Annotated in this window: 14 protein-coding genes and 1 tRNA gene; 6 read left to right on the top strand and 9 right to left on the bottom strand. The window is 71.5% G+C overall.

Annotated elements, in window-relative coordinates; all coding sequences use genetic code 11:
- Window positions 1-32 precede the first annotated feature (32 nt).
- From DEJ33_RS06940 to DEJ33_RS06925, 4 genes are all read right to left on the bottom strand, one after another.
- A complete protein-coding gene (locus tag DEJ33_RS06940) occupies window positions 33-878 on the bottom strand; it encodes a hypothetical protein (RefSeq protein ID WP_111194543.1) in 846 nt (281 codons plus the stop codon).
- Window positions 875-1,477, bottom strand: coding sequence for an RNA polymerase sigma factor (locus DEJ33_RS06935; protein ID WP_111194542.1), 603 nt, complete (start codon window positions 1,475-1,477; stop codon window positions 875-877). Before DEJ33_RS06935 ends, DEJ33_RS06940 begins: the two co-directional genes overlap by 4 nt.
- A gap of 88 nt (window positions 1,478-1,565) precedes the next feature.
- The gene (locus DEJ33_RS06930) at window positions 1,566-2,726 is read right to left on the bottom strand and encodes an alpha-hydroxy-acid oxidizing protein (protein ID WP_181437264.1); all 1,161 of its coding nucleotides are present in this window, start codon (window positions 2,724-2,726) and stop codon (window positions 1,566-1,568) included.
- Between the two features lie 32 nt (window positions 2,727-2,758).
- The gene (locus DEJ33_RS06925; protein ID WP_111194541.1) at window positions 2,759-4,858 is read right to left on the bottom strand and encodes a cytochrome c oxidase assembly protein; all 2,100 of its coding nucleotides are present in this window, start codon (window positions 4,856-4,858) and stop codon (window positions 2,759-2,761) included.
- Window positions 4,859-4,983: 125 nt separating this feature from the next.
- On the opposite strand from DEJ33_RS06925, the gene DEJ33_RS06920 reads away from it, so the two are divergent.
- Window positions 4,984-5,718 carry an ANTAR domain-containing protein gene (locus DEJ33_RS06920; protein WP_111077427.1) on the top strand — a complete coding sequence of 245 codons (735 nt, stop codon included), beginning with the start codon at window positions 4,984-4,986 and terminating at the stop codon, window positions 5,716-5,718.
- Between the two features lie 19 nt (window positions 5,719-5,737).
- Here DEJ33_RS06920 and DEJ33_RS06915 read toward each other — a convergent pair whose 3' ends face one another.
- The gene (locus tag DEJ33_RS06915; protein ID WP_111077426.1) at window positions 5,738-6,448 is read right to left on the bottom strand and encodes a GAF and ANTAR domain-containing protein; all 711 of its coding nucleotides are present in this window, start codon (window positions 6,446-6,448) and stop codon (window positions 5,738-5,740) included.
- The gene (locus tag DEJ33_RS06910) at window positions 6,448-7,164 is read right to left on the bottom strand and encodes a GAF and ANTAR domain-containing protein (RefSeq protein ID WP_146242553.1); all 717 of its coding nucleotides are present in this window, start codon (window positions 7,162-7,164) and stop codon (window positions 6,448-6,450) included. The genes DEJ33_RS06915 and DEJ33_RS06910 overlap by 1 nt, the downstream gene beginning before the upstream one ends.
- Window positions 7,165-7,408: 244 nt before the next feature.
- Between DEJ33_RS06910 and DEJ33_RS16885 the strand changes: the two genes are divergently transcribed.
- The 4 genes from DEJ33_RS16885 to DEJ33_RS06895 all read left to right on the top strand — a co-directional run bounded on the left by DEJ33_RS16885 (window position 7,409) and on the right by DEJ33_RS06895 (window position 9,257).
- Window positions 7,409-7,708: a hypothetical protein gene (locus DEJ33_RS16885; protein ID WP_111077424.1), complete on the top strand. Its 300-nt coding sequence runs from the start codon at window positions 7,409-7,411 to the stop codon at window positions 7,706-7,708.
- 31 nt (window positions 7,709-7,739) lie between these two features.
- The gene (gene dcd, locus DEJ33_RS06905) at window positions 7,740-8,327 is read left to right on the top strand and encodes a dCTP deaminase (RefSeq protein WP_110903789.1); all 588 of its coding nucleotides are present in this window, start codon (window positions 7,740-7,742) and stop codon (window positions 8,325-8,327) included.
- Window positions 8,328-8,406: 79 nt separating this feature from the next.
- Entirely contained in the window at window positions 8,407-8,931 is a 525-nt protein-coding gene (locus DEJ33_RS06900) for a helix-turn-helix transcriptional regulator (protein ID WP_111077423.1), read from the top strand.
- Window positions 8,928-9,257, top strand: coding sequence for a hypothetical protein (locus tag DEJ33_RS06895; RefSeq protein WP_111077422.1), 330 nt, complete (start codon window positions 8,928-8,930; stop codon window positions 9,255-9,257). Before DEJ33_RS06900 ends, DEJ33_RS06895 begins: the two co-directional genes overlap by 4 nt.
- Window positions 9,258-9,298: 41 nt before the next feature.
- Here DEJ33_RS06895 and DEJ33_RS06890 read toward each other — a convergent pair whose 3' ends face one another.
- Together DEJ33_RS06890 and DEJ33_RS06885 are read right to left on the bottom strand one after the other, a co-directional pair.
- Window positions 9,299-9,634 carry a hypothetical protein gene (locus DEJ33_RS06890; protein ID WP_146242552.1) on the bottom strand — a complete coding sequence of 112 codons (336 nt, stop codon included), beginning with the start codon at window positions 9,632-9,634 and terminating at the stop codon, window positions 9,299-9,301.
- A 1-nt stretch (window position 9,635) separates the two neighbouring features.
- Window positions 9,636-10,709, bottom strand: a complete 1,074-nt coding sequence (locus tag DEJ33_RS06885; protein ID WP_111077420.1) for a DUF6177 family protein — start codon at window positions 10,707-10,709, stop codon at window positions 9,636-9,638.
- A 205-nt stretch (window positions 10,710-10,914) separates the two neighbouring features.
- Here DEJ33_RS06885 and DEJ33_RS06880 point away from each other — a divergent pair.
- Window positions 10,915-10,985, top strand: a tRNA-Gly gene (locus DEJ33_RS06880).
- A gap of 541 nt (window positions 10,986-11,526) precedes the next feature.
- Here the strand turns inward: DEJ33_RS06880 and DEJ33_RS06875 are convergent.
- Window positions 11,527-12,108, bottom strand: coding sequence for a hypothetical protein (locus tag DEJ33_RS06875; protein ID WP_111194540.1), 582 nt, complete (start codon window positions 12,106-12,108; stop codon window positions 11,527-11,529).
- Between the last annotated feature and the right edge of the window lie 456 nt (window positions 12,109-12,564).

Genomic DNA, 12,564 nt, shown 5'->3' with positions numbered 1-12,564 from the left:
CCGGTGCCCGTCTCGTCGACGCGGCCGGGCCGCTACCCGGCGTAACGGGGGTCGGCGGCCGGGTCGTAGGGCGCTCCGGCCGCCGTCGAGTACAACTCGGCGTCCGGGTGCTCCGCCTGCCACATCGAGTCCACGTCGGTGGACTCGGCCGCACCGCAGCGGGCGTCGGCCTGCACGGCGTCGGACGGGATCGCGATCGCGAAGACGACCGGCTGCTCGTCGCCGAGGTCGACCGGGTGCCCCGACGCCCGCATGCACCCGACGTAGCGGTTCAGCGCTGCCACGTACTCCGAGCGGGTGACGATGCCGTCCTCGACCGCGTCCTGCTGCTCGGGGGACGGCCCCGGTACCGGGTCGGGCCGCGCCCAGGAGGCCCACACGGTCATCGCGCCGCCGTCGTGGTCCACGCGGACGGTCGGCCGGTCCCCCGCTGCCGATCCGACGGGCAGCGTGACCGAGGTCCCGCAGTCCGCGGTCGTCGCGTCGCCGCTGCCGTCCCCCCGGTCACCGCCCCGGGCCACGGTGACCGTCGCGGTGCCCGTCGGCGCGCACTGCAGGCCGACGGCGACGTCGCGCGCTCCGGACGGCCGCTCCGGCAACGTCAGACGCGTCGAGCCGTCCGTGAGGCGGACGACCGGCGACCCGAGCAGGGTGACGTCCCCGGCGGCCCCGGTCGAGACGAGGGCTGTCGCGTCCTCCGGCGAGAGCGACTGCTGGAGCAGCCCGGTGCCGACGAGGGCGCCCGCCGTCAGGGCTCCGGCGACGACGAACGCCCCGACGCCGACCGTGGGGACGAGCCAGCGCCGCCGTCGCACGGACCGGTCGACGCGGTCGACGAGCAGGGCACGGAGGGCGCGGTCGCGGGTCGTCTCGGTCATCGTGCTCCTCCGGTGGTGGACGGTGCGGTCGTGGTCGGTGCGGTCGGCGGAACGGCCGGCACCGCTGTCTGCTCGGCGAACTGCGCACCGAGGCGCTTCCGGGCTCGGGAGAGACGGGACTTCACTGTCCCGATCGGCACGCCGAGCACCTCGGCCGCCTCGGCCTCGCGGTGCCCGGCGATGACACAGAGCGCGAGGACCTGTTGGTCGGTCGCCGAGAGCGTCCGGAACGCGGCGACCGCGGCACCGTCGTCGTGCCGGTCGGCGGGGTCGGGAGCGTGATCGGCGGGCGGCAGCGTCGCGAGCAGTCGCCGGTACCGCATCGTCGCGCGGGTGGCGTTGCGCGCGACGTTCGTCGCGGTGACGAGCAGCCACGGCAGCAGGTCGCCGTCGACGAGCCGAGCGCTCCGCCGTCGTCGCCACGCCTCGAGGAACACGACCGCGACGATGTCGTCGACGTCCACCTCGGGCGGCACCAGCCGGAGGGCGTGCCGGTGCACGCGGTCACGGTGGCGGTCGAAGACGCGGCCGTAGGCCTCGCCGTCACCGCGGCCCGCTGCCGCCCAGTCCTCGGCGTCGTCGCCGCTTCCGGTTCTCATGTCCTGGAGTGTCCGGCAGCACCCGGATGGTTCCACCCGCCCACCCGATCCTCACCGCCGATCCTCACCGACCGTCGCTCGCCGACCGTCACCAGGCCGGGATGCTTCGGACGTCGGCCGTCCGCAGGGCGGCGAGGTCCGGGAACCCGTTGACCGCCATGAGCAGGTCCGCCTCGGCCAGGACCGAGCGCACGACGTGTTCGACGCCGTCGGTCCCGCCGAGGGCGAGCCCGTGCACGTACGGACGCCCGAGCCCGACGGCCGTCGCTCCCAGGGCGAGCGCCGTCACCACGTCGGTACCGGACCGGACGCCCGAGTCGAACAACACCGGAGCATCGTCACCGACGGCGGCGACCACCTCGGGCAGGAGGTCGATCGCCGGCACCCCGTTCGCCTGACGTCCGCCGTGGTTCGACACGTACACGCCGTCGACCCCGGCGTCGACCGCCCGCCGAGCGTCGTCGGCGGCGCAGATGCCCTTGAGGACGAGGGGCAGGTCGGTGAGACCGCGCAGCCAGGCGAGGTCCTCCCACCGCAGCGGGTTGCCGAAGACCCGGGTCCAGTGCTCGATGACCGACCGCGGGTCCGTGGGGACGGGGACGCCGGCGAGGAAGGCCGGGTCGCTGAGGTAGTTGGCGAGCGCTGCGCCCCGCAGCTGCGGGAAGTTCGCGGTCTGGAGGTCGCGGGGGCGCCAGCCCGTGACCCAGGTGTCGAGCGTCACCACGACGGCGGCGTAGCCCGCGTCCTCGGCCCGCCGCACCAGGCTCGCCGCGAGGTCGCGGTCGGTGGGCGTGTAGAGCTGGAACATGCCCGGGGTGTCGCCCTGGGCCTCCCGGACGGCTTCGAGCGGATCCTCCGACAGGGTCGACGCGACCATCGGCACGCCGGTGCGGGCGGAGGCGCGGGCCGTCGCGAGGTCGCCGTGGCCGTCCTGCGCCGCGACCCCCAGCACGCCCACGGGCGCGAGGAAGAGCGGCGAGGGCAGGTGCATCCCGAACAGGTCGACCGAGAGGTCCCGGTCCGACGCGCCCACGAGCATGCGCGGCACGATGCCACGGCGCTCGAACGCGGTGACGTTGGCGCGCTGCGTGCGTTCGTCGCCCGCACCGCCGGCGACGTAGGTCCACACCGACGGTGCCATCGCTGCCGCCGCGGCGGCCTCGAGGTCCGCGGCCGCGACCGCGAACCGGGGCATGACGCCCTGCAGGCCGCGGAGGTGGATCTGGTTCTGGTAGTCGCCGTAGGTCACGCGACCATCATGCTCCGCTCGGGAACCCCGCCTCAGTCCCGGCGCTGCATGGCGGACAGACGCTCGTTGTACGCCTTGAGCTCGGCGTCGCCGTCGCGCTCGGCCTGTCGGTCCTTGCGCTTGGCGATGCGTTCGTCGGAGCGCACCCAGTTCCGCACGACGAGCAGCGCCACGAACACCATCGGCAGCTCGGACGCGCCCCAGGCGATGCCGCCGCCGACGTGCTGGTCGTCGAGCAGCGCGCGGTCGTTCGTCTGCCCGAGCGCGTGGAACCAGTCGATCGCGTACACCGACTGCGAGGTCATCACGGCCACACCGAAGAACGCGTGGAACGCCAGCGTCGCGAGCAGCGCGATGATGAGGATCGGGTACTGGGGACGCTGCGGTCCCGGGTCGATACCCACGAACACCCAGAAGAACAGGTACCCGCTGAACACGAAGTGCACGATCATCACGATGTGCCACTCGTGGGACTGCATCGAGTACTCGAACGCCGGCGTGAAGTAGAACACCACGAGGGACCCGGCGAAGATCACCCCGGCGACGGCGGGCTTGCCGAGGAACTGCATCCACCGCGAGTGCACGAACAGCATCAGCCACTCGCGGGCACCTCGGGAACCGTCGTTGCGGACCGGCAGGGTGCGGAGCGCGAGCAGCACCGGGCCGCCGAGGACCAGCGGCAGCGGCACGAACATCATGAGCAGCATGTGCTGGACCATGTGCGACGAGAAGTGGATCATGCCGTAGACCGCGGGGCCGCCCGAGGTCGTCCAGGCGAAGACCGCGCAGCCGATGAGCCAGGCGATGGTCCGACCGACCGGCCAGGAGTCACCACGCTGCCGGAGCTTCCGGACGCTCCAGAGGTACCAGGCGGCACCGACCAGGGCGAGCGCGAGCCACATCCAGTCGATGTGCCACTGCGACAGGTAGGTCTGCATGGTCTGCGCGGGCGGGTACGGGTAGCCGATGAGCCCCGAGCGGGTGTCCGCGCCGGTCTCCGGGGTCTGCGGGATCGGCGGCTGGCTGCGGGACACCGCGACCGAGACGCCGATCGCGACGGCCATGAAGACGATCTCGGCGAGCGCGAACCGGACGAACAGACGGCGGTCGGTGGGAGCCCGGAGCAGCCCGGGCACGAGCTTCCGGCGCTGCACGACGCCGGCGACGCCGAGCAGCACGAGGATCGTGGCCTTGGTCGTGATGAGCCACCCGTACGGGGTCGTGACCAGGTCGAGCGGCCCGGTGAGGCGGAGCTGCGCGTTCACGATGCCGGAGAACGCCACCGCACCGAACGCCCAGCCGGCGAGCGTCGAGTAGCGGGCGACGACGCGTCCGGTGGCGCCCTTCATCCGGGTGCGGAGCAGCACGACGGCGACGAGACCACCGGCCCAGACGCACACCCCGACCAGGTGCACCGCGAGCGAGTTCACCGCGTTGGCGTGCTCGAGGGACCCGGCGGCGTGGCCGGACAGGGCGAGGGGCAGCAGGGCGAAGAGCGCGGCGACGGTCGCGAACGCCAGGGTCGTCGCCCGGGTGGCGAGCGCGGCGAGCACCGTCGCGATGAGGATCGCGGCGGCCGAGACGACGAGCGACTGGCCGATCTCGACCTGGAACGCGAAGAGCAGGAAGTTGCGGGCGAAGACCGGGCTCGTCAGCGGGACACCCAGGGTGTTCGCACCGGTGAGCACGATGCCGGCGACGGCGGCCAGGAACCACACCGACCCGGCGATCGCGGCCCAGCGCGCTGCCCGGTGTTGCACCGAGGACATCGCCCGGTGGTCGGCCTTCTGGGCCGGAAGGGCGAACGCGGCCACGATGAGCAGACCGACCGTCAGCGCGGCGACGCCGTCGTGCACACCGCGCGCGGCGACCAGGCCGAACTGCACCAGGTCCCCGGCGGACTCCAGCTGCTGGTCGGCGGTGAACGCGCCCGTGATCGTCATCCCGAGGACCGCACAGGCCACCACGAGGGGCAGGGCGATCACGAGGACGGTCGCGACGGTGGACGTGCGCGTGGTGACGGGCGCGTGGTCCGGCGCCGGGCCTCCCGGGCGGGTGGCGGCGTCCGGGCGGGTGGCGGCGTCCGGACGGTCGGCGGCGTCCGGGTGGGGCTGGGGTGACGTGACGGCCATACCTGTCTCGGGTCGGTTCCGTCCGCGGTCCGCGGACCCTCCATCGTAGGCGCGCCCCTCTGGGCCCACCATGTGGATCGGGAGCCTGGACGGCGACCCCGGCGGTACGCCGTAGCGTGAGCAGGGTGACGACGACAGCGCAGCGCGATGACCAGGACCGGTTCGACCACCTGCTCGACGTGATGGGGTCCGTCCTCGACCCGGCGCTCGACGTCCTCGACGCGATGACGCGGGTGGTCGATGCGTGCGTGCAGTGGACCGCGGCGACCGAAGCCGGCATCGTCCTCGCGGACCAGTCCGGCACCCTGCACGTCATCGCCTCCACGAGCGAGCGCAGCATCGACGCCGAGGAAGCGCAGCTCGGGACGAACGAAGGCTCGTGTCTGGACTGCTTCCGGACCGGCGGGACGATCGACGTCCCGGACGTCAGCACGAAGGCGGCCGAGTGGCCGACCTTCTCGCAGGTCATGCACGAGCGCGGGTTCGTCGGCACGTTCGCCGAACCGGTGCGGCTGCGGACCGCGACGATCGGGTCGCTGTGCGTCTTCGCCGACCACGACCGGGGACACGATGACCGCGACGTCGTGGTGATCCAGTTGCTCGCCGACGCTGCGTCCGCCGCCCTGGTCCGCCACCGGGAGGAGGGCGCGCAGCGGACGCTCGACGAGCAGATCGGCGATGCCCTGGAGGCCCGGGTGCTGCTCGAGCAGGCCAAGGGCGCGCTGGCCTACCGCCGGGACGTCCGGATCGACGAGGCCTTCCGCGTCCTGCGCGACGGCGCCGGGCGGACCGGTCGCGGCCTGCGTGAACTCGCCGAGGACGTCGTCGAGCGCGGGTCCGACCTGCGCGAGATCGCCTGACAGTCCACTCCGACACCCCTCAGATCGAGAGGGTCCGCTCGACCACCTGCCGTGCGGTCTCGGCGAGCGGCGTCTGGTGGGACCGTGCGTAGGACCGGAGCAGCGCGAACGCCTGGTCCATGTCGACCTCGTGCGTCTGCGCGAGGAACCCCTTCGCCTGCTCGATGACCACTCGGCTGTCGAGCGCCCGCTGGAGCTGGGTGCGCGCGATCGTGGCCTGCTCCAGCCCACGCTGCTGCAGGATGCTGATCGTGGCCACGTCCGTCAACGCCTGCGCGGCGACGATGTCGTCCTCGCCCAGCGCACCGGGCTGCTCCCGGTAGAGGTTCATCGAGCCGAGCGTCTCGTTCCGGAGACGGAGCGGGATGGCGTGCACCGACGCGTAGCCGAACAACTGCGACGCTGCCGCGAAGGCCGGCCACCGGTCCGCCAACTCGGCGGTGCTGCCCACGGTCACGACCTTGCCGGTGCGGTAGGCCTCGATGCAGGGGCCTTCGCCGGCGTCGAGCTGCATGATGCCGACGAGGTTGCTCCGCTCGCTGGTGGAGGCGACCAACTCGAGTTCGTCCGTCCGGGTCGCGAGCATGATCCCTGCAGCGTTGACGTCGAAGAGGTCCGCTGCCTTCCCGACGAGCAGCTGGAGCAGCTCGATGACGTCGTAGTCGTCGACGAGGGTGTCGGCGAGCGTGACGAACGTGTCGACGAGGCGTTGCTCTCTGCTCTGCGTCATCAGCGGTCTTCTTTCCGTGCGGAGTCGGTCGTGCGTGGGTCTCGGAAGTCGATGCGCCGCTCGATGACGCCCTGGGCGACGGCGTGGAGTGGCAGCCCGTCGGCGAACGCCCGGGCGCGGAGGACCAGGAGTGCGTCCTCGGCGGTCAGGTCGAGCTGGGCCACCACCATCCCCGTCGCCTGGTGCACGTGGCGGCCGGACGGCTGCGCGACCGAGACGGACGTCGGTGTGCGGCCGGCTTCGACGTCCCGGATCGCCGAGGACAGCATCCGCAGCGCGGCCAGGTGGGTGAGGAGCTTCGCCCCGTCGAGTTCGGCCGGTGCCAGCGGGCCGGTGTCCGCCCGGTAGAGCGTCACGGCCCCGAGGTCGAACGTCCCGACGGACAGGGGGAACGACAGCAGTCCCGCCCAGCCGGTCTGCCGCAGGGCTGCTCGGGTCGACGGCCAGTCGTCCCCGGTGGCGCCGTCGAGGTCGTACACGAGGACGGGCTCTCGGTGCCGGAGGGCGGACCAGCCGGGGCCTTCGCCGAGGAGCACCTGCTGCTCGTCCGATGCTGCGGCACGGGGGTCTGACGCGGAGAAGACCGCGCTGCCGAACGGCGGTCCGAGCGTCGACAGCGCGGCGCCCTCGATGGGCAGGACGTCGACGAACGCGGTGGCGATGGCGCCGTCCTCACCGTCCTGCAACCGCCGCGCGGCGTCGGCGAAGGAGATCATCGCCTGCACCGCATCGGGCAGTTCGTGCCGGACGTGGTCGTCGGGACGGAGGTCGTCGTCGTGGTCATCTGCGCTCCTGCTGAGGGGTGGCTGCAGCGCGGGGGCTGGGTGCTGAAGCGGACGGGTTCAGCCTAGTCGCGCGGACTCCACCCACTCCGAGGTGCGCTCGACTACCGTGCAACGCGGTAGCCCCAGACCCCGGCCGCTCGTTCATTCGCAGCACTGCGAACAGCTGGAGTCTCCCGTGCGCACACCGTTTCCCTCCCCGCCCGCCGTCCGGCCCGTCGCCCGACGCGTCAGCCTCCGCCGGACCAGCCGCGCTCGTCTGCGCCGCGTCGCCGCCCGCCTGATCGGCGCGGTCGTCGGCCGACCTGGTGCCGGCCCGGACCAGGACCGCTGCCCACGGATGTTGCACGGGCACCGCTGTCAGCTCCGGACGGGCCACCCGGACTCCCACCTGGTCGACGACGGCGCGATCCGGATGCGCTGGCAGGACCGCACCCTGCCGACCGACGACTGGGTCCTGGACGTGTTCGACTCCTGACGGTGCGCGGGCCGGCGACTAGGCTTCCAGCGTGCTGCTCTCCGACCGCGACATCACCGCCCAGCTCGACCAGGGCCGGATCGGCCTCGACCCGTACGACCCCGCACTCGTGCAGCCGTCGAGCATCGACGTCCGGCTCGACAAGTACTTCCGCCTGTTCGACAACCACAAGTACCCGCACATCGACCCCGCGGTGGACCAGCCCGACCTGACCCGTCTGGTCGAGACCGACCCGGACGAGGCGTTCGTGCTGCACCCGGGCGAGTTCGTGCTCGGGTCGACGTTCGAGGTCGTCACGCTGCCGGACGACATCGCGGCGCGGCTCGAGGGCAAGAGCTCGCTCGGTCGACTCGGGCTGCTCACGCACTCGACCGCCGGGTTCATCGACCCGGGCTTCTCCGGGCACGTGACCCTCGAGCTGTCGAACGTCGCGACCCTGCCGATCAAGCTCTGGCCGGGGATGAAGATCGGCCAGCTCTGCTTCTTCCAGCTGTCGAGCCCGGCCGAGAAGCCCTACGGGTCCGCCGACTACCAGTCGCGCTACCAGGGGCAGCGCGGACCGACGGCGTCGCGGTCGGCGCTGAACTTCCACCGGGCGGACGTGTCCCAGCCGCGCTGAACGAGCCTCCGTCGGGGCGGCAGACCCCACGACCTCCGGCTGCGAACCGGAATACGGAATCCTGTGTATCGTTGGCCGCATGCCGCCAGGACACGCTCGCGCGTCGACGACGACGCTCTCCGCCGCAGCGATCATCCGCGAAGCCCGGCTCCGGGCCGACCTGACGCAGGTGCAGCTCGCCCGACGAGCCGGTGTGACCCAGAGCGTGATCAGCACCTACGAGAACGGCCGACGCGAACCCTCGCTCGCGGCGCTCCAGCGGCTCCTGCTCGCGGCGGGGTTCCGCACCGCCATCGACCTGCAACCCGTCGCCGAGCCACTCCCTCTGCGCGAACTCGTCGCCCGGCACCGTGACGAACTCCGTTCGATCCTCGTACGGCACGGCGCCGTCGCCGTCCGGCAGCTCGTCGGCACCTCGGGAGCGCAGGGCGCGGACGACTGGCCGGCGGACGTCGAACTCGTCGTGGACCTGGCACCGCCCACCGGCATGTTCGCGCTGATGCGCATGCAGGACGACGCGGAGGAACTGCTCGGCGTGCGCGTCGAGGTCCTGGCCGCCGATGCCCTGCCGGACGAGCTGCTCGATCGGACGGTCCCGCTGTGACGACGCCCGTCGCGCAGTCCCTGGACGACGTCATCGATTCCTGTGATCGGATCCGCACCTACGTCGCCGACTCGGCCCTGCCCGAGGCGCTCGTGCACGACGCCGTCCGGATGTGCCTGGTGGACATCGCCTCGGCTGTCCAGCGGCTCCCGCCGATGATGACCGCGCACGAACCGGCCGTGCCGTGGGCGCACGTGTCGGCACTCGCCGGCCGACTGACCCGCCGGCCCGCCGGGACACCCGCGTCGGTGCTGCTCGGCACGGCTCGGACCGACGTTCCAGTCCTCTGTGCGGCGGCACGGCGGATGCGCGCCCGCTGCGTCTGAGTCCGGACGGAGGGGTCAGCGGCCGCTGCCACGACCCGGTGTCAGTCCCCGTGCACGATGCACACGGCGTCGAGGTCGAGTGATGCCTCCAGCGCGGCCGTCACCCCGCGCTCACCGTCGGCGTCGAAGGGCGTCACCGTGTCGACCCACCACAGCGGCACCGAGAGCGCCGGGGCGTCGGGCAGGAGCCGCGCGACCTCGCCGAGTTCGTCGACCCGACGCACGCCGAGCACCGTGATGACCGGGTGCGTGGCGTCACGGCAGACCTGCATCATCGGTCCGTCGTCGAGCGCCCGGACACCCCATGCGTCGTCGTGGAGCAGCAACGCCTCGGCGACGTCGCGGACCTGCACCTCACCGCGACAGAGGAGGGTCACGTCACGCGGCACCCTGGGACCCCTGCCCACCGTGGTGCATGGCGTGCGGCCCGAGTGCGCCGTCGTCGGAGGCGGGGTCGAGGGGCGCCCCGCCGACCAACTGCAGGAACCGGTCCTCGTCGATGCGGTCGAGGAACGACTCGAGCGCGGTCCAGCCGTCCTCGAACCGGACGACCAGGCCCTCGCCGACCTCGCCCGCGAACGTGTCAGTGGTGGTGCGGACCGGCGGCCACTCGCCGCGGCGGTCCAGGAAGCGTGTGGCCTCGGGGCCGACGATGACCGCGAGCGGTTCGGGCTCGCCGTAGGCCAACGCGCGCACCAGGTGGTCCGCGTCCCCGCGGCGCTGCATGACGACACCGAACACGGGCTCGACGCCCTCGGCGACACTGTGCACGGCGTCGAGCAGGCGCGATGCGAGCTGCGGGTCCGCTCCGCTCTCGGGGACCGTGAGGACCGCGGACATCGTCTCGACGACGACCCCGTCGGTCAGGTGCGCGGTCATCGTCGCGGCGAAGCCGTCACCGATGGCGTACGAGGTGCTGATGCCCGGCGACTCGTGCATCGCGTACTGCGTCACGACCCAGCGGTCCCACGCCGAGGTGAGCGGTTCCGACGTGCCCCACCGTGTCGGGCACGTGCCGACCGTCGCGCACAGCGCCTCGATCGCGGAGCCGATGTCGACGGTCCGCTCGTCGTGGTGCCGCAGGGTCAGGTCGATGCTGATCTGTCGGACGGAGCCGACGGCGTCGCGGTGCTCCGGCGACGGGTCACCGAGGAGCTCCGGGCCGTGCGTGACGAAGTCCTCCACGCCGGCCGCCGGAACACCGGTCCGCCCGTCCCGGAGGGCACCGTCGGGTCCGCGGACCGCCCACGCGGCGCCGTGCGCGCCCAGGGCGTGCCGCAGTGCGGGAGTGAGTGCAGCCTCCGGCCCGGTCCGCAGGACGACCGTGCGCCCGGCCGCCTCAGCGCGGCGCAGGAGCGAGTCGAGGGAGTCGGTGAGCCACACCACGGGGGCACTGGAGTCCACCACGATGGCCGGACCGACGACGTCGTCGATGAGGGGATGTCGGACCATTCCGGTTCCTCCTCGGGTCAGTCGTACGAGCTGGGTGGTCCACTCGGACGGTACACACGGGCTCCTGGCGGTGTCCGTCGGAGAGCGCGGCTCACAGCGGAGAGACAGGGGCGGACAGGAGGCCCGGCGTGCGTCCGCCACGGAGGTGCGGCTGGCACCCGGCGGAAGTTCCGCTAGGCTGGTGCGGTCCCGTTCGACGGGATGCGCGAGTGTAGTTCAATGGTAGAACTCCAGCTTCCCAAGCTGGTAGCGCGGGTTCGATTCCCGTCACTCGCTCTCTCCGCTTCCGCACTGCTTACTGTCGTTTCTCAGGCCAGATGAGACTTCTCTCGGAGCAGTTGAGACTTCAGCCCCTCAAAGGCGCACAAAGTCGAACTTGATGAAGCCGCGCAGGACGGAACTCGCGAACTAGTCGGGCGTGGCCGACGCCGAGAGCACCACCACCACCCGTGCCGAGATCGAGGCCTCACTGGACGACACGGCCGTCGCCTGGTCCGGCGAGACGACGTAGGACATGTCGAGCCAGTGACAGAACGGCTCCGCCGACGCCGTCGTCAACGGTGTCAGCACTTCGGGGCGGGGATACCTCCACACCCGTCTACCGCGCCCCGTCCAACGACTACGCCAACAGCGTCGAGCGGCAGGCAGCAGGCAGCGAGCAACGGCGATCCCGGGCGGCGGAGCCCCCGCTGGCGGGGGCTCCGGCAGCGACAGCTCACAGCCCGGCACGACGAACTCGGACCTCCGGGTCCGCCGCTTCGTCGTCGTTCCAGGCCCCTCTGCAGAGGGCTCGGGCAACGTCTGGTCGCCGACGACGTCAAGCGTCCGGGAACATCTCCTTGTACCGGTTCAGTCCATCGGGGCTGACCGCGAGTTCCATCGCGGCGCGCTGGAGGCGTAGCTGCTCGAGCGCCAGCTCGGACTGGAGGTCGGACTCGCCCTCGATGAGGCTCTTGACCCGCTGTGTCAGCGGCTCCCCGACCCCTTGTCGGAAGTTGAAACCAAGAAGCTGAAGCACGTTCACCGTCTCCACCGAGAGCAGAGGCGCGAAAGTCTCGATCTGCTTCTTCTGCTTCGTTGCTTCTTCCGGGTCACCTGCACCCTCGGCCAGTTTCGTGAGCAGCGGGACGATCGTGTCTGCGATGTAGCGCACATCTCCTGGGGTAAACTGCTGCGCCACAAGTTCGTGTTCATACGCCTGAGCGATGCGCGTCAGTTCATTCTTTTCCTCGATGAGGTCGGAAACGATCTCCTCGAGCACTGCCGCCCTGTCAGCGGCGCTCTTCGATGCCTTCAACGCGGTCACTCTGCCGGCGACCACCGTCGCGGTGTTCCGAGCGGCGCTGGCCGCGAGTTGCGTGGCAAGGTCTGCGATGTTCGTCGCGAGGAGATCGTCCATGGGGCGAGATTGTCACGAACCAGTGACGGCAAACAGCTTCCCGTTGCATCGCAACCAACATTGCCGTCGGTGCGTTCGCCGTCGTCGCTTACAACGGCTACCGCGTGGGGCTGCTTAACTCCCTGCTCGCCATCGCCCAGCGCACCAGCAAACGATCACATGCTGGTTGCCTGGGACACCGTCCGTTGGAACGACCTCCGCAGCACCGACCTCGGCCGGATCCACCGACGGCTCCTCGCCGCAGCCCGACCCTGACAACACTCTGATCGATGCGTCGGGACACGTCCGCGGACACCGCCACCGCCACCGCCACCGCTGCAGCGTGGTAACCGAAGCTTGCCGGACCGCGTCATCTGGTGAGTCTCAGGCTTGCACCTTCGATGATGCGCCAGCGAGCGGCGTGAGATCGAAAGGCCATATACCGGTACCCGAAGGACTCTCGCGTTCTACCGTGGG

This window comes from Curtobacterium sp. MCPF17_047 (assembly GCF_003234045.1).
Lineage (GTDB): Bacteria > Actinomycetota > Actinomycetes > Actinomycetales > Microbacteriaceae > Curtobacterium.
This window is presented reverse-complemented; position numbering and strand designations above follow the sequence as displayed.